Below are 26324 nucleotides of genomic sequence, written 5' to 3'. Positions count from 1 at the left end.
CCCCTAACGCCCAAGGCGGCTCCGGGTTCCCCCATGCTCAGATCTCGTCGCCGATCACGCGCCGGATGAATTCGGCGATCAGCACGCGCAGGGCCTGCAGCGAGGGCAGGTCCATCAGCATGGCGATGTAGCCGCGGATATCGCGGTCGTTGATGGCGAAGTTGATGTAGAGGAAGAGCACCACCCCACCCTCGTCGGCTCCGACCCGCATCAGCTCGAAGAGCCCGGTCCCGTTGCTGCGGACGACCTGGGGCAGCGACATGGTCAGCGGCCGCTGCAGCATGTTGGCCATGGTGGCGAGGCAGCTGTTGAGGACGACGTTGCCGGTCTCGGCCAGCGCCTCGTCCTCCATCTCTGCCGCCTCCGTGTCGGAGAGCGCGCCGCCCGCCACGGCGCGCACCAGCGCCATGCTGTTGGATTCGGGGAAGATGAGCAGGGCGCGGCCGGAGAAGACGCCCTGAAAATCCTGCCGCACCGCAATCAGCTCGCCGCTCTCGCGCTCGCGGATCAGCGTGGCGGCGCCGTCGCGGGTCACGACCTCCAGCGAGGGGACCGAGAGCAGCACCTGCTGGCCGGCCATCTTGCGCAGGCTCGCGGCGGCGCGGCTGACGCCGATATTGACCAGCTCGGTCAGCGCGTCCCGCTCCATCTCCTCGAGCGGGACGACATGATCGGTCATGCGCGCCCCGAGCGCAGCCGCAGCGCCGCGCCCGAGATGAAGCCCCGCGCGCCGTCCTCGGTGACGGGCTTGGCGATGAAGGTGGCGTTCGCGGCGCGGGCGCGGGCGACGATCTCGTCCTGGATATTGGCCGTGGCAACGGCGATCGGCATGCCGGGGAAGCGCGCGCGCAGCTCTTCGGCGAGGTCCAGCCCGTCGCGGCCGGGCATGTTGTAGTCGATGATCACCACGTCCACCGGCTGGGCGGCGATGACGGCGACGGCCTCGTCGGCATTTCCGGCCTCCACGCGCTGCCAGTCCGGCTGGAGCGCGGCCACGGCCTTGCCGACCACGATGCGGGCCAGCTTGCTGTCATCGACGATCAGTACCGTCGTCCCCATGAAGTCCTCACTCCTGATGCGGCCAAATATCGGCCTGTGTTGATGACTATATCTTGGGCGTGAAAGGCTGTCTCTCGCCCACGAGGGCAGGGAGCAGCAGGTCCCGCAGGAAGGAATCTGCGGGAATCCCGGTCAGCGGAGGAGCAAAGGCGAGGATCGCCTGAGCCACGGCGGCATGCAGTCCCTGACATCGGGTCAGATCAACCGTCGAGCCCGGCATTCGTTGCAGCACGGCCGTCAGCGCCTCGGCATCCTCCACCCGGCACGGGCCCTCCAGATGGATGACGGAGCCCTCCTGAGACACGCTCATGGCAGGAGTTCCGCGGGATCCAGGATCATCAGCACGCTGCCGTCGGCCAGGAGGGTGGTGCCCATCACACCCGGCGCACCGGCCAGCAGCCCGGTCATGGGGCGCACCACGGCGTCCATGCGGTCGAGGATGGCGTCCACCGCGAAGCCCACGAGCTCGCCCGCCGCCCGGGCGACGATGACGCGTTCCGCGGCGCCCGCGGCCGGCCCGGGCGCGCCCACCAGCGTGCCGAGAGAGACAAGCGGCACGGGCTGGTCGCGGAGCAGGAAAGCCCGGCCGGCCCGGACCCGGCGGATGCGGTCGGGCGTGACGCGCGTGGTCTCGACCACGCCGTCGAGCGCGAGGCCATAGCGGTCCGGCCCGCAGGCGACGACGATCACCTTGGTCAGCAGCGTCGCGACGGGCAGGACGAAGCGCACCGCCGTGCCGCGCCCCGGCGCGCCGGCGACTTCGACCCGCCCGCCCAGCGCCGCGGCGGCGGCGCGCACCACGTCCATGCCGACGCCGCGGCCCGACACCTCGCTGACCGTGGCGGCGGTGGAGAAGCCCGGCATGAAGATGAGGTCCACCGCCGCCGAATCCTCCAGCGCATCGGCGGCGCCGCGCGGCAGCAGGCCGCGCTCGACGGCGAGGTCGCGGATGCGGGCGGGATCGATGCCCGCGCCGTCGTCCGTCACCTCGATGATCACGCGGTCCGCGTCCGGCCGGGCGGCGAGGCGGATCGTGCCCGTCTCCGCCTTGCCCGCAGCCAGCCGCGCCGCCGGGGCCTCCACGCCATGGTCCACGGCGTTGCGCAGCACGTGCAGAAGGGGGTCGAAGAGCCCGTCCACGACGGACTTGTCCACCTCGACCTCGCCGCCCTCGATCTCCAGCGCGACCGATTTTCCCAGCGCGCGGGCGATGTCGCGGGCGAGGCGCGGGAAGCGGCCGAAGAGCGGCCCCAGCGGCACCAGCCGCACCTGGCCGACCGTGGCGTGCAGGTCGCTCACAAGACGGTCGAGCTGCGCCTGCCGCGCCCGCAGCGACTGGCCGAGGCCGTAGCCGCCCGCCAGCTTCTCGGCCTCGGCCGCCAGCTCCGCGAGGGCGCTTTTCGCGACCACGAGGTCGTCCGCCAGCCCGGCCAGCCGGTCGACCCGCGCCGCATCGACGCGCAGCGTCCGCCGCGCCGTGCCGCCCTCGGCAGCGGCGCCCGGCGCGGCGGGCACGAGGTCGGCGAATTCCACCTGGTCCGCGACAAGGCGCAGCGCGGCCTGGACCGCCGGCCGCGCGGCGGCCGACACCGCCTCGATCACAAGGTTGCAGGCGAAGGGGTCGTAGGATGCGAGCGGCCCCCAGGCCTCGCGCGGCAGGACGCGCAGCGCTGTCAGCGCCGGCACCGCGGCGACGATCGCGACCGGATCGTCGCCGGAGAAATAGGCATCCGCCCGCGGCACATAGCGGATGGCGGTCCCCGCGAGGCCGGCGAATTCCGGCGGGGTGCGCCACCCCCCGGGGTCGGGGGCGGGCGCCGGCAGCGCAGCCCCCGCGCCGCCGAAGCGCCCGATCGCGTCCCGCGCCACCTGCGCCGCCCCGGCGGGCAGGCCGCCATCGCGCTCCAGCGCATCGAACCAGCGGTCCATCTGGTCCACCGCCTCCAGCAGCGCGGCGAAATCCGCGGAGCTGCCGGGCCGGCCGGCGCGGATCGCGGCCAGCAGGTCCTCGGCCGCATGCAGCATCAGCCCCATGGGCGCGAGGTCGAACAGGCCGGTGGAGCCCTTCAGCGTGTGTATGGCCCGGAAGCAGCCGTCCAGCGCCGCGCCATCCGCCGGGTCGCGGGCCAGCACGGCGAGGTCCTGCGCCGCCCCGGCGACCAGCTCGCGCCCCTCGACCAGGAACTGGGCCATCAGCTCATCGGTCACGGGTCTCCTCCGGCCGCTGGAAGACGATGGCATCCTCGAAGCGGCGCACGGCGAAGCGGTCGCTGATGCGGCTCATGGATTCCGTATGGCCCAGGCAGAGGTAGCCGCCGGGCGCCAGCCGATCATAGAGGTTCCGGGCCGCGACGAGGCGCGATTCGTCGTCGAAGTAGATCAGGACGTTGCGGCAGAAGATGACGTCGAAGATGCCCTGCGCCGTCAGGCTTGGCCCGTCGACCAGGTTCGCCTGGGTGAAGGTGACGGATTCCTTGAGGTCCTGGATGATCTCGCGCCGGTGGTGCCGGATCGGGCCGAAATAGGCCTCGACCAGCCGGGGCGGCAGCCGCGACAGCGCCCGCTCGCCGAAGAGCCCCTCGCGCGCCGCCTCGAGCACCCGCGTGTCGATGTCCGAGCCGACGATCTCGATGTTGTAGGCGTCCACCAGCCGCCAGTTCTCCAGCAGCCAGATCGCGATGGAATACGCCTCCTCGCCCGTCGAGCAGGGCGCCGACCAGATGCGGATCCTGTCGCCCGGCCGCCGCGTCGTGATGAGGTCGGGCAGCAGCGAACGGCTGAGGCAGGCGAGCTGGTGCTCCTCGCGATAGAAGTAGGTCTCGTTGACGGTGACGGCGTTGATGAGCGCCTCGCGCTCCTCGGCATCGGCGCGCAGCAGGCCGTAATAGGCGGCGAAGTCCCTGATACCCGTGGCCGCGAGCCGGTCGGCGAGGCGGCGCTCGATGTAATAGCGCTTGCTCTCGCCGAAGAGCATGCCCGTCTCGCGGTAGAGGAAGGCGCAGAGGCGCTGCAGCTCCGCCGCACTCAGGAGCAGGCTCTCGCTCACGCTGCGGCGACCAGCTGGACGAGGCGCGCCGAAATCGCCTCCAGCGGGAGGACGAGGTCTGCGCCGCCCGCGCGGACGAGCTCCCCCGGCATGCCCCAGACCACGGCCGTCTCGGCGGCTTCGGCGATGGTGCGGCCGCCGGCGGCGCGCAGCTCCGCCATCGTCGCCGCGCCGTCATTGCCCATCCCGGTCATCAGCACGCCGATCAGGCGCTCGGGCGCGAGATACGCCAGTGCGCTCGCCACCAGGCGGTCCACGCTGGGATGCCAGCGGTATCCCGCGCCTGCCGGGGCCGGCAGAACGATCGGGCCTGCGGCGCGCAGGCTGACGGTCATGTCGGCGTCGCCGCGCGCGATGTAGATGCTGCCGGCGGCGATGGGCGTGGGCCGCACGACCTCCGTCACGCGAAGCGCGCAGAGCCCGTCGAGACGGCTCGCCAGCGAGGCGGTGAAGGCGGCCGGCATGTGCTGCGCCACCAGGACCGGCCAGGGGAAATCCGCCGGCAGCTCGGTCAGCACGGCCTCCAGCGCGGGCGGGCCGCCCGTGGAGGTGCCGATGATCACCACGCCCGGCGGATGCCCGGCGGGGTCCGTCTGCCAGGGCGTGGGCCGGGGCTCGGACGGCGGCAGGGAGACCGGCGCGGCGGCCCGGCGCGCGCGCAGCCGCTCCGCGAGGCGATGCGAGCGCCGGACGCGCGACACGGCGGCCGCGCGGACCTTCTCGAGGAGCAGCGGCGCGAGCTCGTCGATGGTGAGCGAGATCGCGCCGTCCGGCTTGGGCACGACATCGAAGGCGCCCAGCTCGAGCGCCTCCAGCGTCGCCGCCGCCCCCTCGGCGGTGAGCGAGGAGACCATCACCACCGGGCAGGGCCGCTCGACCATGATCCGGTCGAGGCAGGCCAGCCCGTCCATCCGCGGCATCTGCACGTCGAGCGTGACCACGTCCGGGCGGAAGGCATGGAGCTGGGCCAGCGCCTCGACGCCGTCGCGCGCGAAGGCGAGCTCGAAGCCGCCCTCCTGCTGGAAGACATCGCCCAGCACGCGCCGCATGAGGGCGGAATCGTCGACGATGAGGAGCTTGATCACGTGATCAGCGAATTCGCCGCGAGATCGCGCAGCAGATCGGCCTCGGCGCGGTCCAGCAGGGCGGCAGGATCGATCAGCAGGATGACCTCGCCGTTGCGCGCGACCCGTGCCGCCCGGTCGAAGAGGCGGCCGCCGCCTTCGGACATGTCGGGCGCCGTCAGCAGGTCGGCGGCCTCGACCTCCAGGATCTCCGAGGCCGCGTCCACGGCGAAGCCGGCCTGCAGCGGGCCGAGCGTAAGGACGACGACGCGCCCTGTCCCGGCGCCCCGGCCGTCGACCGCGAAGCGCTGCCGCTGGTCGATGACCGGGATCACCCGGCCGCGCAGGCTCATGACGCCGCTGACATAGGCGGGCGCCTTCGGCAGGCGTGTCAGGGTCTCGGGCAGGCGCACCACCTCGTCCACGGCCGCGATCGGCAGGCCGTAGGATTCGCCGCCGAGGCGGATCACGAGAAAGCGCTCGCGGCCGGCGGTGGGCGAGAGGCTGGCCATGGTCTCGTCCTTGTCCTGGTCGGTGTCCGCCAGCAAACGCGCGACGCGCTCATCCGCCAGCACGCGATCCGGCGATAAAAGCGAAACGAGGCCCCGCCCGTCGGCCAGCCGCAGCACGGCGTCGATCCGCGCCTCGCCCGCGCCGCGGTTGAACAGGCTGGGCGCGGGCGATACTCGGTCGCGCGGGGCGCGCAAGATGACGTCGATGCGGTCCACCACCAGCGCCAAGCGGTGCCCGCCGATCCGGGCGACGACGACCCGCTCGGCGCCGGTGAGCGCCCGGCCGGGCAGGCCGAGCAGCGCCCGCAGCGAGAGGGCCGGCAGCACCTCGCCGCGCAGCGGGAAGACGCCCAGCAGCACCTCCTCCGTGCGCGGCAGCGCGGTGAGGGCGGCAGGAAGCGCCACGACCTCGGCCACGGCGCCCAGCGGCAGGGCATAGTCCTGACCGGCCAGGGCGAAGGCCAGGAAGGCCAGCTCCTCCACCGCCGCCGCGGGCCGCGCCTCGGGGCGGGCCGGCGTGGCGCGGGCCTTGGTGCGGAAGGCGCCGAAGCGCTCGCGCAGGGCCACGTCGAGGTCGAGCCAGCGGGCGCCGTCCCCCTGGTCGAGCAGCAAACGCCCGTCGGCAGGCTGGGGCCCCTCGCCCTCGACCGCCCGCAGGGCCTCCACGGCATCCACCGCCAGCCCGACCGGCGGATCGTGGCGGAGGATCACGACGCGCTCCGCTGCGGCCGACAGATCCTCGGCGCCCAGCAGGCGGCGCAGCGAGACCACCGGCAGCACCGCGCCGCGCAGATGCATGACGCCGAGCAGCACGGCCGGCCCGTTCGGCACGCGCGTGATCCTGGGGCCGCGAATCACCTCGGCCACGCCGGCGGCCGCCATCGCGACCCGCGCATCGCCCGCCCTCACCGTCAGGCGATGGGTGCTTGTGGGCGGCACCGCCTCAACCTTCTGCCGAGCGGCTCAGCTCGTTGGCCAGCAGGGCGATCTCCTCGATGGCGGCGGCGAGGTCCTCGGAGCTCTGCGACTGCTGCCGCGCCGCCGTTGCCGCCTGCGCCGCGGCACGGCTGGCCTCGTCGGCCGCGGCCGCGATCTGGCCGATGCCGACGAGCACCTGCGAGCTGGCCGCCAGGATGTCCTCGCTGCCGCGCGCGATGTCGTCGGCGCCGGTGCGCAACGAGACGGTCTCGGCCGCCATCATCTCCATCCGCTCGTCGATGGCGCGGTTCTTCTCCACCTCGGCCTCGGTCAGGGCCGAGATCTGGTCCACCTCGCGGCGCACCTTGCCGATCTGCGCGACGATGGTCGTCACCAGATCCTTGGCGGCTTCCGCGTTCTGCGCGGCGTCGCGCGCCAGGGTCCGGATGTCGCCCGAGACGACGGCGAAGCCCCGGCCGGATTCGCCGGCGCGGGCGGCCTCGACGGCGCCGCTGGTGGCGAGCATCGTCGTCTGGACCGCGATGAGCGCGAGCCCGTCCACGATCTTGCCGATGGCGACGGTCTCGGCCCCCAGCCGCTCGATGATGTCCTGCACGGCCGCGTTCCCGTCCAGCGCGGTGGCCACGCCGGCGATGAGCGCGCCCACGGCCTTCCGGCCGCCGGCGATGAGCTCCGCGACCGTCGAGGCCCGGGCGGCGCTGGCCTTGGCCGTGGCGGAGGAGGCGCGGGCGGCCTTCTCGATCTGCGCCATGGCCGTGCCGGCCTGCTGCGTCGCCGCGGCCTGGATCTGCGCGCCCCGGCTGATCTGGTCCACGGCGACGAGGATCTCCCCGGCCGAGCCGGAGAGCTCCTGCACGGTCGCCGACAGCTCCTCGGCGGCGGCCGCCGCCTCCTGCACTGCCTGGGCCCCGCCGTCCCCCTTCACCAGAAGCTCGGTCATCTCGGCCAGGGCGGCGGAGGCCACCTGGCTCTGCTCCAGCGACTCGCCCTGCTGCTGGACCGCGCGCTGCGCCTCGGCCGCGGCCGCGGCCTGCTCCTCCGCAGCGCTGGAGACGCTTTCGGCGCCGCGCCGCGTCTCACTGGCGGCCGCAACCGCTTCGACGGCCCCGAGCAGGATCGCCTGGCTCTCGCCGGCGAGAGCCGCCATCTCGCGCCGGACGGTGCCGAGCGTCTCGTTGACCTGGGCGGCCGCATTCGCCTCGGCCTCCGCCTGCGTCGCGGCCTGGCGAAGGCGGCCGGCCACGTCCCGCACCATGGTCGCGATGCCCTCGGCCAGGGACTGGATGTCGAGCGAGCGCTTCTCCGCCGTCTGGGCCAGGGCCCGAACCTCGTCCGCGACCACCGCGAAGCCGCGGCCGTCGTCGCCGGCGCGGGCCGCCTCGATGGCCGCGTTCAGGGCGAGAAGGTTTGTCTGGTCGGCGATATCGGCGACGCCCTGGGTGATCTCGCCGATCCGCGCCGCGTGGGCCTCCAGAGCGCCGATGACCTCCACGCTGCCCATCTGGCGATGCGCATTGGCGCTCACGGCCCGGACGGAGGCGTCGATGGCCGATCCCACCTGCGTCAGCAGGGTCTGCATCGCCTCGGTGCGCTGGCGCGAGGCCTCGGCGCGCTCGCGGGCCTGGCCGAAGGAGGCCGTCATCGCGACGACGGAGGCCAGGGATTCATGCGCGGCGCCGGCCGCCTCCTCCGCGCCGGAGGCGATCTGCCCGAGCGCGCGCCGCAGTTCCTCGACGGCGGCAGCCGCCTGGGCGATGCCGCCGGCCAGCTCGAGGCTGGCCGCCGCCATCCGCTCGCCGGCATTCTCCCGGCGCGAGGCGGGCTTGCGGAGGGGAGGGCGTTTCGCGGGGACGCTGGCCTTGGGCGGCTCCGAGGCCGCCGCCGGGCGCGGCTTCGGTCGGCTCGCGAGCGTCGTCGTCTTCACCAGCGCCATGTCCGATCCCGTCGCCCCGTGTCCCAGTCTCCCGTCATCCAAGCACGTTTGGCGGCACACGCCCATGATCGCGACGGGGAACGCCTTCGCAAGCATCTGTATTCGATGAACTATCCTTCTATGGGAGAGATGGGGGGGGCGGCTTGATCGGCCCCGGCCGGTCCGCGATAGACTGCATCGGGACTATCGGACGCGTGGACGCGACGCCGCTTGTGCGACAGCCTCATCCTGATGGTGCCCTGCCGGACAAGCCCGCGGGTCTCGGAGACAGAATGCCAGCCGCTCCTATCGCTCCGCGGACGATCCTCTTCGTCGAAGATGAGGTCCTCATCGCCATGGTCGCCAGCGCGATGATCTCGGACCTCGGCTACGAGGTGCTGGAGGCGAACTCCGGGGCACAGGCGATGGAGATCCTGGAGAGCGACGCCGCGGTCGACCTGCTCATCACGGACTATTCGATGCCGAGGATGACGGGCGCCGAGCTCGTGACGGCCGCGCGCGGGCTGCGACCCGGCCTGCCCGTGCTGGTCGCGACAGGCTATTCGGAACTGCCCGAAGGCTTCGATGCCGGCCTCCCTCGGCTGGGCAAGCCCTATCAGCAGGAGCAGTTGAGGACGGAGATCGAGAAGCTGCTCGGCGCGCCGTGATCCGGCCGGGCGGCGCCCCGCGGAACGGAGCCGGCGCCGGGCGCATCGCATAGGGCGCGCCCGGCGCCATGTGGGCCGGCTCGGGCCACCCTCGTTTATCGGCCCGAGGCGACATGCTGCGGGAGGCGACGCCGCCCTCCTTGAAGGACCAGCTCCGCCGCCTTGTCCCGTCGCGCGGCCGGAGCGGCGCCTATCGCCGGCCGATGACGTGGATGGGGCGCGGGATCGAACCGCCGAGGACCCTGCAACCCTCTGCCGTGATCACGATCGATTCGCTGATGCCGACCGTGAAGACGCCGAATTCCCGGAGCGTGATCGGGATGTGGAAGCACATGCCCGGCTCCAGCTTCATGTCGATCCCGTCGAACAGGCTCATCACCTGCCACTCGCCCCAGTCCGGCGCGAAGCTGACGCCGAGCGAATAGCCGGAGCGCTTGCGGTAGCGCTCCGTCATGCCGGCGGCGTCGATGACTCCCTGCGCGGCGCGATGGATGTCGGCGGGGGTATGCCCCGGCCGGGCGGCGTCGATGGCGGCCGCCAGCGCCGCCAGCGTCACGGCTTCCAGCTCGCGGGCCAGTTGCGGCGGCTCGCCGAGCCAGGCGGTGCGCATCAAGCCGGAATGATAGCGATCGGAGCAGCCGGACATCTCGAGGAAGACGGCATCGCCCGCTTCCAGCCGGCGCCGGCGCCAGGTCGCGTGCGGCACGCCGGATCGCGGCCCGGAGGAGACCAGCGGCTCCATGCCCATGTACTCGGCCCCGCCGGCGATGGCGGCCTGCATCATCGCGGCGACGACGTCGTTCTCGGTCGCGCCGACCCGGATGGCGGCAAGCCCGGCGAGGATGCCGGCGTCGGATTGCGCCACCGCACGCTCGATCGCCGCGAGCTCGCCCGCGGACTTCACGCGGCGCATCTCCTCGACGATACCGGTCGCATCCTCGGGCCGATGGGGAAGGGCGTCGACCAGGGTCTCGTAGAAGGAGATCGGCAGGAACCAGCCGCCCTTCTCGATGCCGATGCGACCCCGGCTGAGACCGAGGCGCTCCAGGGCATCGAGGAGAATTCCCGCTGGCGCCGTGCCGTCGCCATAGGTCTCGAAGGCGGGAAGAAAGCTGTTGCGCAGGAAGTTGGTGAGCTCGAGCTGCCGCAGCAGGAACAGCGGCTCGCCGGCCGCCGGCAGGATCAGGCATTGGAAGGTGTAGTAACCGGGGGTCTGCTGCCCGGTCAGCCAGAAGATGTTTTCCGGGCCGGTGAAGATCGCCGCGTCCAGGCCGCGCGCCGCGAGGGCCTGGCGGGTGCGCGCCAGGCGCGCCGCGTATTCGGCGGCGGGGAAGACGGCTTCCACGCCGCGTGGGCTGGTGGTCATGGCTGGTGGTCCCACAGCATCTCGCATCCTTCGAGCCCATGTTCCGCAAGGCCGAGCCCGGGTCCAGCCGGCAGGTCCAGGCCCCCTGCCCCGTAATGGAGCCTGCCGGCCGGATCCCAGCGGAGCTGGTCGGCCCCGTAGAGCTCGCGCAGGGTCACGCCGAGCGCGATGGAGGCATGGGCGGCGGCGAGCGTGCTCGCCGCGCCCTCGTTCATCTGCCCGACCATCACGCCGATTCCGGCACCTTGCAGTCGGTGTCCCGCTGCCATGAGGCGGTCGATCCCACCCAGCTTGGCGAGCTTCAGATGCGCGAGCGGCACCGCGCGCGTCGCGGCGAGGCGCTCGACCGCCGCCACGTCGCCAAGGCCCTCGTCGAACATCAGCGGCACGGGCGACGTTTCCGCCAGCCGCGCGGAGCCTGCCCAATCCCCGGCGGCCAGGGGCTGCTCCAGGTATTCGAGCCCGAGGCGTCCGAGCTCCAGCAGCCGCGGCCCCGCCTCGGCCTCGCTCCATCGGCCGTTCGCGTCCGCGGAGAGCCTCAAGGCGGAGCCGAAGCGGTCCCGCAGCAGGCGCAGGCGGCGCAGGTCGGTGGAGAAATCCTCGACGGCGATGCGCAGCTTCAGCTCGTTGAAGCCGCGCGCCACATAGGCCTCCGCGCGCTGCATCAGGGTATCGTCGTCGCACCAGAACAGGGTCTGGTTGGTGGTGCTGCGCGGCTCGAAGCCAGCGCCGAGGAGCTGCACCAGCGGCAGGCCCGCCGCCCGCGCCGCGCCGTCCTGCGCCGCCATCTCGAACAGCATGCGCGCGGGCGCCGACAGTCCCGGCAGCGCGGCGTCCATGGCCGGGGTGAAGTCCGGCCAGGGCAGATGCCAGTCCAGCCGGAGCGCGGCATCGAGAATCTCGGCCTCCAGCACGGGGGCGGCGACGCCGGTCAGGTACTCGATGTTGGTGCGGCTGGCGCCGACCGCGGCCAGCGCGCCGTCGCGCTCCACCACGAGGCGCAGCTCGCGCAGGCCCGGCACCTGGCCGGAGGTGGCCGTGTGCAGCGCCATCCCGCCCTCATAGGCGAGCGGCACGGCGACGATGCTGATGCGCAATCCCATGCTCCTGTATCGTCAGTGCGAGAGGTGGCTGAGGAAGCGCGTCAGCCGGTCCGGGATGCCGCTCCCGGTGCCGAAGAACTCGTCGGGCGGCGCGGTGAAGACGACGGATCCGCCGTCCATGAAGACGACCCGGTCGGCGGCGCGGCGCGCGAAGCCCATCTCATGCGTCACGACGAGGCTCGTCATGCCCTCCTCCGCCAGCTCCTGCATGACCTGCAGCACCTCGCCCACCGTCTCGGGGTCGAGCGCACTGGTCGGCTCGTCATAGAGCATCAGCGCCGGCTCCATGGCGAGAGCCCGGGCGATGGCGACGCGCTGCTGCTGGCCGCCGGACAGCTCGTCGGGAAAGGCATCCGCCTTGTCGGGCAGGTGGACCTTGTCCAGCAGCGCGCGGGCCCGCTCGCGCGCCCGGCCGAGGCTTTCGCCCTTCACGCGGAGCGGGGCGAGAACGATGTTGTCCAGCGCGTTGAGGTGCTGGAACAGCTCGAAGTTCTGGAAGACCATCCCGATGTGGCGGCGGACCTCCGGCGCCTCGCGCTTGGTGCTGCCGGCGATGTCCCGGCCCTCGAACAGGATGCGGCCGTCCTCGATCGGCTCCAGCAGGTTCAGGCAGCGCAGCAGAGTGGACTTGCCGGAGCCGGAAGGCCCGACGATGCAGAGGCACTCGCCCCGGTCGACGCGGAGATCGACCCCGCGCAGCACCTTCAGATCTCCATAGGATTTGTGCAGCCCGGCGACGTCAAGCAGCGGCTCCCCGCTCATCGGACGCGCCCTCCATCCGCGGTGGCGGCCAGAAAGCGCCCGAGGAGGCCGCCCTGCGCGGGCCGGCCGCGGCGCCGCAGCGTCGCTTCCAGCAGGGCCTGCAGCACCATGAAGACGGTGGTCATCGCGAGGTAGTAGATGCCGGCGGCGCTCAGCGCCTCCAGGTAGCGGAAGTTCGAGGAGGCGGCCTGGTTGGCCACCAGCAGCAGCTCCTCGACGGCAATGACGGACACGATGGCGGAGAGCTTCAGCATGCCGATGAACTGGTTGCCGATCGGCGGGACGATGATGCGCATGGCCTGCGGCAGCACGACCCAGCGCATGATCTGCATCTCCCGCATGCCCAGCGCCCGGGCGGCCTGCCGCTGCCCGGCGCCCACGGCGCGGATGCCGGAGCGCATGATCTCGGCCATGTAGGCGCCCTCGTTCAGCGACAGCGCCAGCACCGCGCAGGCGAAGCCGGAGAGGACGAGGCCGAAGCCCGGCAGCACGTTGAAGGCGAAGATGAGCTGGAACATCACCGGCGTGCCGCGGAAGATCCAGAGATACGTCACCGCCAGCGCGCGCGCCGGCCAAAGGCGCACCTCCTGCAGCAGGGCGACCACGAGGCCCGCCAGCATGCCGCCGGCCAGCGAGCAGAGGCTGATCAGCAGGGTCATGCCGGCGGCGGTGACGAAGCGCTCGCTCGACAGGTAGCGAAGGACGAACTCCCAGGACGTCATCGGCCGCGGCGGGTCAGAACATGCTGCCTTCGCGCGGGAGGTTGTACTTCGCCATCAGCCGCAGATAGGTGCCGTCGGCCGCGACCTGCTGGATCGCGGCCGAGATGGCCGCCGCCATGTCCGTCTCGCCCTTCCGCACCGCGATGCCGATGCGGGTGCCGAATTCGAAGACCTCACCCACGGCCTGGTAGACGTCCGACAGCTCGGAGACGATGCGCGCCACGCCGGCGGTGCTCTCGTAATAGGCGTCGGCGCGGCCGTTCCGCACGGCGAGCGCCGCCTCCTGCGCGCTGGGCAGGGTCATGACCGTGAGCTCGGGCTTTCCGGCCGCCTTGCAGGCTTCGGCGTCCTGCCGCGCATAGGTCTCCTGGATGCCGCCGAGCGTCACGGCCACCCGCCGCCCGCAGAGATCCTGGCGGCCCGCGACGTTGCCCGGATTGCCGCGGCGGACGACCATCTGCTGGCCTATCAGCATATAAGGAACGAAGTCGACCTGCTCGGACCGCGCCGGGTTGATGTACATGGCGCTGTTGATGATATCGACGCGGCGGCCCTGCAGGGCCGGAATCAGGCCGCGGAACTCCATGTTCACGGGGTTGGGCTCCAGCCCCATCCTGGCGGCGACGGCCGCGCCGAACTCGATGTCGAAGCCGACCATCCGGCCGTCCTGCATGAATTCGAAGGGCGCGAAGGTCGCCGCGACGCCATAGGTCAGCTTGCCGGCGGCGACGAGGCCCAGCGATGCCGTCGCAGGCTGCGCCGCGACCTGACGCTGCAAGACCAGAACGCCGGCGGTCGCGCCGAGAAGGTGCCGGCGGCGAAGGAAGGTGCGGGAGATCGACATGTCAGTTCCTCGGATCGCGATAGCCATTGTCGAAAGCCATTGAAGCAATTCCCGTGCCGAGGGTCTCGCCGGTGGGCAGGCTCACGAATCCGCCAGGTTTTCGCGCAGCGTGCGCCCGGTATAGGCGGTCCGGAACCGGCCGCGCCGCTGCAGCTCGGGCACCAGCAGGTCGGCGATGCCGATCAGGTCCAGCGGCATGGAGGCGGCGTGGCCGAGCATGAAGCCGCCGCGGCTGCCCGTCGCCTCGAAGGCCTCCTCCAACCGGTCGGCGACATGTGCGGGGCTGCCGGCGACCGTGGTGTCGTAGTTGCAGGCGTCGCGCCGCCCATGCTCGAAGAAGTCAGCGCGGGTCATGGTGCTGTCCGGCCCGAGGCGGACGGAGAGCTCGTGCAGGAAGCCCATGGGCGAAGCGTTGCCGGCGATGATCTCCTGGTGCAGCTCGCGGATGGTGAAGCTCTGCGGCAGCTTCGAGAAGTCGTAGCCGCAATTGTAGGAGAGGTAGGCGCCCACCGCCTCGTCCGTGAAGGAGGCGGCCAGCCGGTCCAGCCGCGCCACCGCCTCCTCCGTGGTCTCCGCCACCACGATCGGCGTCTGCCAGAGGATGCCGACCTGCTCGGGGTCGCGGCCCTGGGCCGTCAGCGCCTCGTCGAAGGCCTTGCGCTGGCGGATCTGCAGCTCCAGCGGCATGTCCCCGCCGAAGACGATATCGGCGAAATAGGCGGAGGCGCGGATGCCGCGCGGCGACCCGCCCGCCTGGATCAGCACCGGCCGGCCCTGCGGCGAGGGCGGCGTGTTCAGCGGGCCGTCCACCCGGAAATGGGTGCCGTGATGGTGGACGTCATGGACCTTGCTCGGGTCGCCGACACGGCCTGTCGCGCGGTCCCAGAGCATGGCGTCCGGCTCCACGCTGGCCCAGAGCTGGCGGCAGACGTCGACGAACTCCTCCATCCGGTCGTAGCGGGCGCCGTGGTCCATCAGCTCGCCCATGCCGAAATTGGCGTAGTCCGACCGGCGCGTGGACGTGACGAGGTTCATCGCGATCCGCCCCTTGGTGAGGTGGTCCAGCGAATTCATCAGCCGCGCCGTGTAGTAGGGGTGCATGAAGGTGGAGGAATAGGTCAGCCCGAAGCCGATATGCTTCGTGACCCGGGACATGGCCACCGCGATGGGGTTGAGATCCTGGCGCGGCCAGTTCACGCCCCATTCCACGGCGGCGTCGCGGCTGCCGCGCCAGGTGTCGGGCACGCCGGTGCCGTCGCCGGAGAAGATGATGTCCAGCAGGCCTCGCTCGGCGATGCGGGCCATCTCCTCGAACATCTCGATGTCGGGAAAGGTATGGCCCGGCCAGGCGCCCGGCATGAGCCAGCGGCCGGCCATGTGCGAGTAGGAGAAGTCGAAGCCGAGGTGCATCTTCTGCTTGGGCATGCGGGATTCCAGCTATGGCGGCGCGGGCCCAGCAAGAAAGGGACCAGGGCGTCCCCCGGCCGGGCCCGGCCGTTCAATCCAGCCGGGCGCCCGAGATGCGGACCAGCTCGGCCCAATAGGGCCTCTCCTTCTCCGCGCGCTCGCGCATCTCCTCCGGCGTCGTGCCGGTCAGCTTCGCGCCCGCGACGGCCGCGCGCTGCGCCAGGTCGGGCCGCGTCGAGAGCTGCCGCAGCCGCGCCGAGACGGCCTGGACGATCGCGTCGGGCGTTCCGGCCGGGGCGATGAAGCCGGCGAAGATGGTCGTGGTGAAATCCGGCATGCCGAGCTCCGCCATGGTCGGGATCTCCGGCGCGAGCGGCGAGCGCTCGCGGTCGGTGATGGCGAGCGCGGTCACGTCGCCGCGGTCGATCAGGCCGCGCCAGCTCGCGAGGTTGTCGATCGAGAACTGCACCTCGCCGCGCAGCATGCTGGGCGTCGCCTCGCCGGCGCCGCGGAACGGCACGTGGGTGACACGGATCCCGGTCCGCAGCCCGAAGAGCTCGCCCAGCAGGTGCGAGGTGAAGCCGACGCCGCTGCTGCAGAAGGAGAGGCCGTTCGGCTGCGCCCGGCCCCAGGCGATGAACTCGGGCAGCGTGCGGGCGGGGACGATCCGCGTCGGGACGATGAGGACGTTCGGGTTCTCCCAGCAGATCGACACGCAGGCGAGCGCGCGCATCGGCTCGATCGCCATGCGCTGGTAGAGGTAGGTGTTGGTGATGAGCTGGGTGACGGTGGTGACGCCGAGCGTGTAGCCGTCGGGCGTGCTGCGGGCCACGGTCTCCACGCCGATATTGCCGCCGGCGCCGGCCCGGTTCTCGACCACGAAGGGCTGGCCAAAAGCCGTGGAAAGCTCGGCGGCGAGGATGCGGCCAATGACGTCGGAGGAGCCGCCCGGCGGATTGGGGACGATCACGCGGACCGGCCGCGTGGGATAGTCGGGCGTCTGGGCGGAAGCCTGGCCGAGGGCGGCAGCGGCGGCCGTGCCGAGCAGGGTGCGGCGAAGCAGGGGGGAACCGACGAGGGGCATGCGGCATCTCCAATTCCGGCCGCGGCAGCGGCGGAGGCTTCAGGAACCGTCGGCGATACTCCCACCCAGTCTCGCGATCTCCGCTCGTTGGCGGAGACGATCAGGCGACGCGGTAGCCCTCGCGCCGCAGCGTCGTGCCCGCTTCATCCAGCGAACCGTCCGGCATCAGGATCACGCCGTATTCATCGAGAGCCGCGGCGGCACTGACGAGGCCCGCCAGCACATCCTGCCGCACCGCCTCGGGATCGCGCGCGAGGGGATCGCCGAAGCCGCCGCCGCCCGGCAGCAGCAGCCGGATCTCGTCGCCCGGCATGAGGCGCTGGCCGGCGCCGGGGCGGACGGACCGGCCGTTCAGCGTCAGCACCGTGCCGCGGCCGGCGCCGCCGCCCTGCCGCCCCTGGATCGGATAGGTGGAATCGGGCGCGCGGGTCGAGCCGCGGAGCGTCGCGGTGACCGGGCCTGGCGGCGCGTGGCCGTCGGCAGGGATGCCGAAGATCACCTCCTGGCCGATGCCGCCGCGATGGCGACCCGGGCCCGCGGTATCGGTCGCAAACTCGCGCTTGCGGTAGACGAGGCAGGTGTCGTTCTCGGTGACCTCGACGGGGATGGCGGCGGTGTTGAAGGGGAAACACAGGCTGCCGTAGCCGTCATGGTCGATCCGCGCGCCGAAGCCGCCCGCATGGGAGACGATGGAGAGGAACTCCGTACCGTCGCTCTTGCGGCCGTTGAAGTACATGGCGACCAGCGGCGTCGAGCCGCAGGAGGCGATCACCTGGTCGGGCAGGATCTGCGCCAGCGCGCCGAAGACGATCTCCGGCAGGTTGTGCGCGATCACCGTGCGGCCCCAGGTGGGCGCCGGCGGGTTGCAGTTCATGACGCTGCCGCGCGTCGCCTTCACGGTGATGGGCTCGATGCAGCCGGCATTGTTCGGCACGTCCGGGTCGAGCAGCACCTTCACCGCATAGATCGTGTAGGAAGAGGCGAAGGGAAGCGTGACGTTCACCGCCGCCTCCACCTCGGGGCTCGATCCGTCGTAGTCGAAGGAGATGGTCTCGCCCGCGATCTCGACGGCGAGCTGGATCAGGATCGGCTCGGTCAGCGTGCCCACCGGCGGCAGGCGCACGGCGTTGCGGTAGATGCCGTCCGGCAGCTCGCGGATACGGGCGCGCATGCTGCGGCTGCTCAGCGCGATGATCGTGTCCGCCAGCGGCGCGAGGTCGGGGAAGTCGTATTCCCGGATCATCTTGCGCAGGCCGTGGGCGCAGATGCTGTTGGCCGAGAGCTGCGCGTTCACGTCGCCCAGCACCTTCGGCGCCATGCGGACATTGGCGCGGATGAAGCTGAAGACGGTCTCGTTCGGCTTCCCCGCCTCGAAAAGCTTGAGGATGGGGATCTTCAGCCCCTCCTCGTACATGTCCTTGGATTCGATCGAGGCCATGCGCCCGCCGATGTCGAGGTGGTGCACGACGCAGACGGTGAAGCCGACGAGCCGGCCCTCCAGGAAGACCGGCTCGGCAATGGTCATGTCGAGCAGGTGGCCGGTGGCGATCCAGGGGTCGTTCGTGATGATCACGTCGCCCTCGGCCAGGCTGTCGATGGGATAGGCCTCCATGAAGGCCCGCATGACGTTGGGCATCATGGCGATGAAGCCCGGCGCGGTCTGGGTCGAATGGACCAGCATGTTGCCGCGCGCGTCGAAGATGCCGACGCAGTAGTCGTGATAGTCGCGCACGACGATGGAATAGGAGGTGCGGACGAGCCCGGTCGCGGCCTCGTCCACGATGGAGATCAGCCGGTTCCAGAGGATCTTCGTCAGGATCGGGTCGAGGATGGCCATATGTCGTTTCTCCTCAGCCCAGCTCGACGAAGATGGCGCCGCTGGGATGCACCGTCAGGCGATCCCCCGCGCGCAGCACGAAGCCGGATTCGCGCTCCTGCACGACCACGGGCCCGGCCAGCTCCTCGCCGGCCGGCAGGGCGGCGCGGTTCACGACCTCGACCTCGATGAACCGGTCGCCCGCCGCGTCGTAGACCTGGCGGAAGCCCAGCCGGCGCTGCGTCGCCGGGGCGAAGACGCCCAGGCTGACCAGGCGCTGGCCCGGCCGCTCGCCGATGACGCGCAGCGTCGCGATCTCCACCGGGGATTCGTCGCCGGCGCGGCCGTAGAGCAGGCGGTACTGCTCCGTGAACCGCCCGGCCAGCACGGAAGAAAGGCCGGCGCCCAGCTCTTCCGGGGCAAACTCGATCTCGAGGGGGTATTCCTGGCCCTGGTGCCACATCTCCGCGACGAAGCGGAACCGCAGCCTTGCCACGTCGCTCGCCATGGTCGCCGCGACCTCCGCCCGCAGCGGACCGAGGATGGCGGCGACGGCGTCGGGCGGCATGTCGCGCAGCAGGCGCTTCACCGGGCGCGTGCGCTCGAAGGCGGGCGGCGCGGTGAGCAGGCCGATCGAGGACATGACGCCGGCATGGGGCGGGAAGACCACGCGCGGGCAGCCGAGCTTGCGCGCGAGCTCGATGGCATGCAGGGGCCCCGCGCCCCCGAAGGCGATGACGGAAAGCTTCGTCGGGTCGCGCCCCTTCTCGGCGATGTGCAGCCGCGCGGCGCCGGCCATGGTCTCGTTGACCAGGTCGAAGATGCCGTGCGCGGCCCGGGCCACGCTGATGCCCAGCGGCGCCGCGACCGCACCCTCGATGGCCCGCTCCGCTGCCGGGCGGTCCAGCTTCATCTCGCCGCCGAGGAAGTAGTCCGCGTCGAGGAGGCCGAGGATGAGGTCGGCATCGGTGATGGTCGGCAGGGTGCCGCCCTGGCCGTAGCAGGCCGGGCCGGGATCGGCGCCGGCGCTGTCCGGCCCGACCGACATCAGCCCGAGCCGGTCCAGCCGGGCGATGCTGCCGCCGCCGGCGCCGATCTCGACGAGGTCATAGACGGGGACCGCCACCGGCAGCCCGCTGCCGGCGACGAAGCGGTGCACGCGCCCCGCCTCGAAGCGCCGGGCCCGGCCGGCCCGGCCGTCGGCGATGACGCAGAGCTTGGCCGTCGTGCCGCCCATGTCGAAGGAGAGAGCATCGCCGATCTCGGCCTGCCCGCTCATCCAGATGGCGGCCTCGACCCCCGCCGCCGGTCCGGATTCGATGAGCTGGATGGGGTAGCGCCGGGCGATGCCGGCGGTGGTGCTGCCGCCGTTGGAGAGCATGATCTCCAGCTCGCGCGCCGCGCCGCGCGCCGCGAGCTCCTGCGAGAGCAGGGCGAGATAGGCGTCGACCACCGGCTTCACATAGGCGTCCAGCACGGTGGTCGAGCTGCGCTCGAACTCGCGCGGCTCGGGGTTCACCTCATGGGAAAGGGAGACGGGAACGCCGGGCAGGTGCTCGGCCAGCAGCTCGGCGACGCGGCGCTCGTGCAGCGGGTTGCGGTAGGCGTGGAGGAAGCAGACTGCCACCGCTTCGATCCCCTCGCGGCGCAGCTGCCGGGCCACGGCGACCACGGCGGCCTCGTCGAGCGGCTTCAGCACCTCGCCATCGGCGTAGATCCGCTCCGGGATGCCGAAGCGCAGCGGGCGGGGCACGACGGGCTCGGGAAAGCGGATGCGCAGGTCGTAGACGTTGTACCGCTTCTCCAGCTGCTGCTCGAGGATGTCGCGGAAGCCTTCGGTGGTGAGCAGCGCCGTGCGGGCGCCCTTGCGCTCCAGGATGGCGTTGGTGACGAGGGTGGTCGCGTGGTTGATGCGCCCGGCGGAGGTCAGCAGGTCGGGGATGCGCCGGGACAGGAGCTGCAGGCCGGAGAGGACGCCGCGCTCGGGATCCTTCGGGGTGGAGAGGCATTTCTCGACGAAGACGGCGCCGTTGCGGCCGTCATGGACCGTGAAGTCCGTGAAGGTGCCGCCGATATCGATGCCGATCGAAAACATGCCCCACGACCCTCGATGCCTGGTGCGGAACGATGGACACCCGCGGGATGGCTGTACAGCCCCTTTCTGCGGAAGCTATTCGCCGGATCAGAAGATCAGCCGCCCCGGCGCATCCTCGTCGAGCGGCCAGATCGGCCGCTGCACATGGCGGTAGGGGATGAGGCGGTAGTCGTCGCGCCGCAGCAGCCCGTCCGAATGGATGTGCACCAACCCTTGGATGATCGGGTCGTAGGCCGCCCGGAAGTGGTTGCTCGACTTCAGCACCAGCAGCTTCCGCGCCGTCGGATCGATGCCGACATGGGTGAAGAGCTCCAGCCCCAGCGCCTGGGTGCGCGAGCTGTTCAGCACCACCTCCACGCCGCCGATACGGATCGCCGCCAGGTCGCCCAGCGCCGACTGGGCGGCGCCGAAGGTCTGCGTCGCGTCGCGCTTCAGGCCGATGACCTGCACGATCGCGTCGATCGGATCGCCGGACGCCGGCCCCGTCTTGCCGCCGAAGCGCAGAGGCAGCTCGGCCCCCTGCCCCGCCGCGAAGCAGGTGCGCACGGCGACGGGATCGTAGAGCGGCCCGAGCGCCACATTCTCCACACCGCGCTCGATCAGGCGGCGCAGGATGGTGGTGTTGTCGGAGGAGCCGCCGCCGCCCGCATTGTCCGCCGCGTCGGTGACGGCGATGGGCATGCCCGGCAGGGCGAGTGCCGCGTCGATGCCCTCGTCCACGCCGTGGAACCTCGGCGTGGTGACGCCGCGCAGCTGCAGGAACTCCTCGCCGAGTAGGGTCGCGACGCGGTCCGCGGCCGGCTTGTTCCCGTCGGCCAGCACCAGGATCCGCGCGCTCATCTCCGGCACGTCGGCATAGGGGTAGCAGTGGCCGATGGAGACGGAGAGGATGCCGTCCTTCCCCTCCATCGCGGCGGCGCGGTCCACGAAGGCGCGCATGGCCGGATGCGTGGTCGGGAAGCTGCCGATCTGCCGGCAGTCGTAGACCGACATCACGGGCTTCAGCGTGCCGCGCAGCTGGCCGAGGAGAAAATCCAGCAGCTCCTCCGCGCGCTCCACCGTGTCGGTGTGCGGGTACTCCTTGTACATCACGAGGATGTCGGCGAGGCCCAGGCGCTTCAGCGTCAGGTGGCAGTGCGGGTCAAGCTCGCAGGCGATCGGGCGGTCGCCGACGATGGCGCGGGCGCGCTCCAGGACGTCGCCCTCCACGTCGTCATAGCCGAAGGCGGCCATCGCGCCGTGGAAGCCGAAGAGCACGGCATCCACCGGCATCGCCGCCTGGAGCTGGTCCAGGATCTCGTCACGCATCGCCTCGTAATCGGCGGCGTTGGTGCGCCCGCCCGGGCTCGCGTGGAAGCAGCTGCCCTCGATCAGCGTGAAGCCGTCGCGCGCGGCGCGGCGGCGCGCGACCACGAGCTGCGCCGTGCAGGAGAGCGGCGCGTCCGGATGCTCGCCGGGCCGCAGGCAGACGGACTGCTCGTAATCCTCCAGGCTCGTCGGCACGGGCGAGAAGGTGTTGGATTCCGTGCCGATGGAGGCGGTGAAGATGCGCATCGCTCAGCCTTTCCGGACGCCCCAGAAGGCGGGGAAGCCGCCGGGGATGTCCCGCAGCGACCGGCTGAAGGCATTGGGCTCGAAGAACTGCCCGAGCGGCACATAGGGCACGTCGAGGAAGACCTGCTCCTGCATCTGCCGCGCGAGGGCCTTCTCCTCCTCGACCGATTTCGCCGCGAACCAGGCGGCGCGCAGCTCCTCCAGCCGGGGACTCAGCGGCCAGCCGGGGTTGCTGCGCTCGCCGAGGCCGCGGGTGTTCTGGTGCGCGGCGGGATTCACCGCCTCGTTGCCCGCGACGGAGGTGAAGTAGATGCTCCACCCGCCCTGGTCGACCGGGTCCTTCTTGAGGCGCCGCTGCTGGATGGTGCCCCAGTCCACCACCTGCAGGTCCACGTTGAAGCCGATGCGCCGCAGCAGGTCCGCGCCCACCTGCGCCATGGCGTTGAACTGCGCGTAGTCGCCGGGCGAGAGGATGACGACGCGCTCGTTGGCGTAGCCCGCCGCCATCAGCTCGCGGCGCGAGCGCGCGAGGTCGCGCGGGGCGCGCATCGCCTCCATGCCGGCGTCGTTGGCGAGCGGCGTTCCGTCGGTGAAGACGCCGACATTGTCGCGCCAGATGGAGCGGTCGTCGCCCGCCACGGCGCGCAGGAAATCGGCCTGCGTGACCGAGCGCAGCAGCACCCGCCGGATCTCCGGGTTGTTGAACGGCGCCTGGAGCTGGTTGACGCGCAGGATGGGCAGCGCGCCGTCGGGATCGAGCAGCTTCACCTCGAGGCTGCGGTTGCGCCGGAGCATCGGCAGCAGGTCCACCAGCGGCCGCTCCACCCAGTCCACCTCGCCGGCATTGAGCGCCGAGGCGGCGGTCGAGGGATCCGGGATGACGACCCACTCGACCCGGTCGAGATGGACGATCTTCGGACCGGCCGTGCGGCTCGGCGTGCCGTTGCCGCGCGGCACGTAGCCGGCGAAGCGCTCGTAGATCAGCCGGTTACCGGGCACGAATTCCGCGCGGTTGAAGCGGAAGGGCCCGCTGCCGATGAGCTCGGGGATCTGCCGGTCCGGCGGGCCGCTGGCGATGCGCTCGGGCATGATGGCGGGCATGTAGCTCGACGGCTTGCCCAGCGCGGCCGGCAGCAGCGCGAAGGGCCGCTTCAGGCGGAACTGCACCACCTTGTCGGAGACCGCGGAGAGCTCGTTCGTCGCGGCGTTCAGCTCCTGGCCGAAGGCGTCGCGGCGCCACCAGCGCTGCAAGCTCGCCACCACGTCGCGCGCCAGGACCGGCGTGTCGTCGTGGAAGCGCAGGCCGTCGCGCAGCGTGAGCCGCCAGGTGAGGCCGTCATCCTCGGTGGTCGTGCCCTCGACCATCTGCGGGCTCGGCGCGAAATGGTCGTCCACGCCGAAGAGCGTGTCGAAGATCATGTAGGCGTGGTTGCGCGTGACATAGGCGGTGGTGAAGGTGGGATCGAGCACGCCCACATCGGTCTGCGGCACGAAGCGCAGCAGGCGCGATCCCTGGGCCTGTGCGATCGCCGGCGCGAGCAGGGCGCCGCCGGCGGCGGCAAGGAGGCTTCGGCGCTTCATGTCGTCATCTCCAGGACAGGGTGACCAGAATGGGGACTGAGGGTTCGGGGATCGGTGAGGCGGCCGGTCACCGCGCTCGCGGCGACGGTGGCGGGGCTGGCCAGGAAGATCGCGGCCTCGCGGCTGCCCATGCGGCCGGGCGCATTGCGCGAGCCGGAGGAGACGCAGGTCTCGCCGTCGCCCAGCAGGCCCTGGTGCAGCCCGGCGCAGGCGCCGCAGCCGGGCACGGTGACGACGCAGCCGGCCTCGAGAAAGGTCTCCGTCAGCCCCTCGCGCATCGCGGCGAGCTGCACGGCGCGCGAAGCGGGGGTGACGACCATGCGCACGCCGGGCCCGAGGCGACGCCCCTGCAGGATGGCGGCGGCGGCGCGGAGGTCTTCGATGCGGCCGTTGGTGCAGGTGCCGAGGAAGGCCTGGTCGATGCGCGGCGCGCCCATCTCCGCGACCGGCGCCACGCGGTCCACGGCATGCGGACCGGCGACCATGGGCACGAGTCTGTCCAGATCGAGGCGCAGGCTGCGCTCGTACTCCGCGTCGGGATCGACCGATGGCCAGGTCTCGTCGCTGATGATGCCGAGGGCGGCGTAATGCGCCTCGGTCACGGCGTCCGGCGGCACCATCGCGGCCTTCGCGCCGAGCTCCACGGCCATGTTGCAGAGGGTCATCCGCGCGGCCATGCCGAGCCGCGCGACGCCGGCGCCATGAAACTCGATCGCGCGGTAGGCGGCGGCGCGGGGGCCGATGTCGCGCAGGAGCGTGAGGCAGACATCCTTGGCGTCGCAGCCTTCGGGCAGGCGCCCCTCCAGGACCACGCGGATGGTCGTCGGCACGCGCAGCCAGATGCTGCCCGTGGCCCAGACATAGGCCGTCTCCGTCGCTCCGATCCCGGTGCCGAAACAGCCGGCCGCACCCAGCGTGGTGGTGTGGGAATCCGCGTTGAGGGCGAGCTCGCCCGGCCGGACCAGCCCCTTCTCCACCGCGAGCTGGTGCGAGATGCCCTCGCCGACGTCGAAGAGCTGCGCGATGCTGTGCTCGGCGGCGAAGCGGCGGCCTTCGGCCTGGGCCGTGGCGCTGCCGATCGTCTCGGCCGGGGCGAAATGGTCGTAGAAGATGCCGATCCTCTCGGGGATGGCGAGCCGCGTGATGCCGGCACGGCGCAGGTGATGCAGGACCAGCGCGATCGTGTCGTCCGGGACGAAGCACCGGTCGGCCCGGACCTCCACGAGATCGCCGGCGCGGACCGGGCGGGACGCGGCACGGGAGAGGATGGCCTCGGCCAGGGTGCCCATCACGCCGTCTCCCGGAGGCGCGCCAGCAGCCCGCCATGCCGAAGGATGTCGAGCAGCATCCCCGGCAGCGGGGGCACGGCGAGGCGCGCCCCGCCGGCGTCCAGCCAGCCTTCCGCGAGGTCGGCGGCGACCGCGGCGCCGGTCAAAAGCGCCGGCAGCGCCTCGCAGGCGACGGCGGGCAGGCCGTTGTTGATGCAGTTCCGGAAGAAGAGGCGCCCGAAGGAGCGCGCGACGACCAGCGTCACGCCCGCGCCCTTGAGGGCCGTCACCGCCTCCTCGCGCGCGCTGCCGCCGCCGAGGTTCCATCCCGCCACCAGCACCCGGTGCGCCGCGACCCGCGCCGGCCACTCCGGGCCGAGCCCCTGCAGGGCGTGCCGCGCCTGCGCCGCCGGATCGGCGATGCCCATGTGGCGCGCGGGGTAGAGCAGATCGCTGTTCACCTCGTCGCCCACCACCAGCGCGGTGCCGGAGATCCTCATGCGCCATCGCCGCGGTAGCGCGCGTCGAGCGCCGCGACCCGCTCCAGCCCGAGGAGGTCGTTGAACTCGGCGAAGCCGGCCATGCGGTCGGCCATGGCGGCGTAGGTGCCCTCGCGCCGCACCTCGCCATAGAGGTCGCCCAGGATGCGCGTGACGGCGAAGACGACGTCCGGATTCTGCACGAAGCGGTAGCCGAGGCGCTCGATCTCCGCACCGCCGGGCGTGGGCGAGCGGCCGCCGAGGGCGAAGTTGAAGACCGTGGGGCAGTCGAAGAGCCTCGGCACCTCGGCCATCTGCTCCAGGGTCTCCAGCGCCTCGACGAAGATCATGTCGGCGCCGGCCTCGCGATAGGCCTGGGCGCGGTCGAGCGCGTCGGCATAGCCGGTGACGGCGACGGCGTCGGTGCGCGCCAGGATCACGAAGTCCTGGTCCTGCCGGGTGTCCGCGGCGGCGCGGATCTTCGCAACCATCTCCGCCTTCGGCACCACGCGCTTGCCGGCCATGTGGCCGCAGCGCTTGGGCGAGACCTGATCCTCCAGCTGGACGCCCGCGACGCCCGCGCGCTCGAGACCCCGGATCAGGCGGCCGACGTTGAGGTGGTTGCCGTAGCCGTCATCGCCGTCGCAGAGCACGGGGATGCCGATGCGATCGGCGATGCGGGCGGCGTTTTCCACCACCTCGGTCAGCGTGAGGTAGCCGACGTCCGGCAGGCCGAGCCGGCCCGCGGCGACGCAATAGCCGCTGACATAGGCGGCCTCCAGCCCCGCGCGCTCCAGCAGGCAGGCGGAGAGCGCGTCGTAGACCCCGGCCAGCGGGACGAGGCGCGGCTGGCGCATGAGGTCTCTCAATGCGGTGGTCGGCCGAGTCATTTGCAGAGATGCCGCACGCAGAAATCCTAGGACAATTCTTCCGGTGTCCGAGCATGGCATAATCGCCGGATAGGCAGCAATGGGCTCGGAAAATCGGCAGTCTGCACCTGTTCTTGCGCAATGAATCGGCATCACCAATGTGCCGTACCATCC

At 71.7% G+C, this 26324-nt stretch carries 23 protein-coding genes; 1 reads left to right on the top strand and 22 read right to left on the bottom strand.

Annotation, left to right across the window (positions count from 1 at the left end):
* Nucleotides 1–37: 37 nt before the first annotated feature.
* The 8 genes from AC1ROY_RS21145 to AC1ROY_RS21110 are packed head-to-tail and all read right to left on the bottom strand — an operon-like array spanning nt 38 to nt 8553.
* Complete coding sequence (locus AC1ROY_RS21145) at nt 38–679, bottom strand: chemotaxis protein CheC (RefSeq protein WP_493150861.1); 642 nt, start codon at nt 677–679, stop codon at nt 38–40.
* Nucleotides 676–1059 (bottom strand): response regulator transcription factor, encoded by a 384-nt coding sequence (locus AC1ROY_RS21140; protein ID WP_493150860.1) that lies wholly within the window; start codon nt 1057–1059, stop codon nt 676–678. Before AC1ROY_RS21140 ends, AC1ROY_RS21145 begins: the two co-directional genes overlap by 4 nt.
* A gap of 46 nt (nt 1060–1105) precedes the next feature.
* Entirely contained in the window at nt 1106–1369 is a 264-nt protein-coding gene (locus AC1ROY_RS21135) for a hypothetical protein (RefSeq protein WP_493150859.1), read from the bottom strand.
* Nucleotides 1366–3267, bottom strand: a complete 1902-nt coding sequence (locus AC1ROY_RS21130) for a chemotaxis protein CheA (protein ID WP_493150858.1) — start codon at nt 3265–3267, stop codon at nt 1366–1368. The genes AC1ROY_RS21135 and AC1ROY_RS21130 overlap by 4 nt, the downstream gene beginning before the upstream one ends.
* Nucleotides 3257–4105: a CheR family methyltransferase gene (locus AC1ROY_RS21125; RefSeq protein WP_493150857.1), complete on the bottom strand. Its 849-nt coding sequence runs from the start codon at nt 4103–4105 to the stop codon at nt 3257–3259. Before AC1ROY_RS21125 ends, AC1ROY_RS21130 begins: the two co-directional genes overlap by 11 nt.
* Nucleotides 4102–5190, bottom strand: a complete 1089-nt coding sequence (locus AC1ROY_RS21120; RefSeq protein ID WP_493150856.1) for a protein-glutamate methylesterase/protein-glutamine glutaminase — start codon at nt 5188–5190, stop codon at nt 4102–4104. The genes AC1ROY_RS21125 and AC1ROY_RS21120 overlap by 4 nt, the downstream gene beginning before the upstream one ends.
* Entirely contained in the window at nt 5187–6620 is a 1434-nt protein-coding gene (locus AC1ROY_RS21115; RefSeq protein ID WP_493150855.1) for a chemotaxis protein CheW, read from the bottom strand. The genes AC1ROY_RS21120 and AC1ROY_RS21115 overlap by 4 nt, the downstream gene beginning before the upstream one ends.
* Nucleotides 6621–6624: 4 nt before the next feature.
* Nucleotides 6625–8553 (bottom strand): methyl-accepting chemotaxis protein, encoded by a 1929-nt coding sequence (locus AC1ROY_RS21110; protein ID WP_493150854.1) that lies wholly within the window; start codon nt 8551–8553, stop codon nt 6625–6627.
* 272 nt (nt 8554–8825) lie between these two features.
* Between AC1ROY_RS21110 and AC1ROY_RS21105 the strand changes: the two genes are divergently transcribed.
* Nucleotides 8826–9200, top strand: a complete 375-nt coding sequence (locus tag AC1ROY_RS21105; protein ID WP_493150853.1) for a response regulator — start codon at nt 8826–8828, stop codon at nt 9198–9200.
* A gap of 190 nt (nt 9201–9390) precedes the next feature.
* Here the strand turns inward: AC1ROY_RS21105 and AC1ROY_RS21100 are convergent, their stop codons facing one another.
* The 14 genes from AC1ROY_RS21100 to AC1ROY_RS21035 all read right to left on the bottom strand — a co-directional run bounded on the left by AC1ROY_RS21100 (nt 9391) and on the right by AC1ROY_RS21035 (nt 26138).
* Complete coding sequence (locus AC1ROY_RS21100; RefSeq protein ID WP_493150852.1) at nt 9391–10566, bottom strand: M24 family metallopeptidase; 1176 nt, start codon at nt 10564–10566, stop codon at nt 9391–9393.
* Nucleotides 10563–11663: an enolase C-terminal domain-like protein gene (locus tag AC1ROY_RS21095; RefSeq protein ID WP_493150851.1), complete on the bottom strand. Its 1101-nt coding sequence runs from the start codon at nt 11661–11663 to the stop codon at nt 10563–10565. Before AC1ROY_RS21095 ends, AC1ROY_RS21100 begins: the two co-directional genes overlap by 4 nt.
* A gap of 18 nt (nt 11664–11681) precedes the next feature.
* Nucleotides 11682–12431, bottom strand: coding sequence for an amino acid ABC transporter ATP-binding protein (locus AC1ROY_RS21090; protein ID WP_493150850.1), 750 nt, complete (start codon nt 12429–12431; stop codon nt 11682–11684).
* The gene (locus tag AC1ROY_RS21085; RefSeq protein WP_493150849.1) at nt 12428–13153 is read right to left on the bottom strand and encodes an amino acid ABC transporter permease; all 726 of its coding nucleotides are present in this window, start codon (nt 13151–13153) and stop codon (nt 12428–12430) included. The genes AC1ROY_RS21090 and AC1ROY_RS21085 overlap by 4 nt, the downstream gene beginning before the upstream one ends.
* 13 nt (nt 13154–13166) lie before the next feature.
* On the bottom strand, nt 13167–13997 hold the full coding sequence (locus tag AC1ROY_RS21080) for an ABC transporter substrate-binding protein (protein WP_493150848.1): 831 nt from the start codon (nt 13995–13997) through the stop codon (nt 13167–13169).
* An 81-nt stretch (nt 13998–14078) separates the two neighbouring features.
* Nucleotides 14079–15422 (bottom strand): NtaA/DmoA family FMN-dependent monooxygenase, encoded by a 1344-nt coding sequence (locus tag AC1ROY_RS21075; RefSeq protein ID WP_493150847.1) that lies wholly within the window; start codon nt 15420–15422, stop codon nt 14079–14081.
* Nucleotides 15423–15495: 73 nt separating this feature from the next.
* Nucleotides 15496–16488, bottom strand: coding sequence for a Bug family tripartite tricarboxylate transporter substrate binding protein (locus tag AC1ROY_RS21070; RefSeq protein ID WP_493150846.1), 993 nt, complete (start codon nt 16486–16488; stop codon nt 15496–15498).
* Nucleotides 16489–16588: 100 nt separating this feature from the next.
* Nucleotides 16589–18325, bottom strand: a complete 1737-nt coding sequence (locus AC1ROY_RS21065) for a hydantoinase B/oxoprolinase family protein (protein ID WP_493150845.1) — start codon at nt 18323–18325, stop codon at nt 16589–16591.
* Between the two features lie 13 nt (nt 18326–18338).
* The gene (locus AC1ROY_RS21060; RefSeq protein ID WP_493150844.1) at nt 18339–20399 is read right to left on the bottom strand and encodes a hydantoinase/oxoprolinase family protein; all 2061 of its coding nucleotides are present in this window, start codon (nt 20397–20399) and stop codon (nt 18339–18341) included.
* Nucleotides 20400–20486: 87 nt separating this feature from the next.
* Nucleotides 20487–21953 carry a M81 family metallopeptidase gene (locus tag AC1ROY_RS21055; RefSeq protein WP_493150843.1) on the bottom strand — a complete coding sequence of 489 codons (1467 nt, stop codon included), beginning with the start codon at nt 21951–21953 and terminating at the stop codon, nt 20487–20489.
* A gap of 3 nt (nt 21954–21956) precedes the next feature.
* Nucleotides 21957–23534 (bottom strand): ABC transporter substrate-binding protein, encoded by a 1578-nt coding sequence (locus AC1ROY_RS21050; protein ID WP_493150842.1) that lies wholly within the window; start codon nt 23532–23534, stop codon nt 21957–21959.
* A complete protein-coding gene (locus AC1ROY_RS21045; RefSeq protein ID WP_493150979.1) occupies nt 23531–24823 on the bottom strand; it encodes a 3-isopropylmalate dehydratase large subunit in 1293 nt (430 codons plus the stop codon). Before AC1ROY_RS21045 ends, AC1ROY_RS21050 begins: the two co-directional genes overlap by 4 nt.
* Nucleotides 24823–25302 carry a LeuD/DmdB family oxidoreductase small subunit gene (locus AC1ROY_RS21040; protein ID WP_493150841.1) on the bottom strand — a complete coding sequence of 160 codons (480 nt, stop codon included), beginning with the start codon at nt 25300–25302 and terminating at the stop codon, nt 24823–24825. The genes AC1ROY_RS21045 and AC1ROY_RS21040 overlap by 1 nt, the downstream gene beginning before the upstream one ends.
* Complete coding sequence (locus AC1ROY_RS21035) at nt 25299–26138, bottom strand: isocitrate lyase/PEP mutase family protein (RefSeq protein ID WP_493150840.1); 840 nt, start codon at nt 26136–26138, stop codon at nt 25299–25301. The genes AC1ROY_RS21040 and AC1ROY_RS21035 overlap by 4 nt, the downstream gene beginning before the upstream one ends.
* Between the last annotated feature and the right edge of the window lie 186 nt (nt 26139–26324).

The organism is Roseococcus sp. GW821-FHT12F05, assembly GCF_058806835.1.
This window is presented reverse-complemented; position numbering and strand designations above follow the sequence as displayed.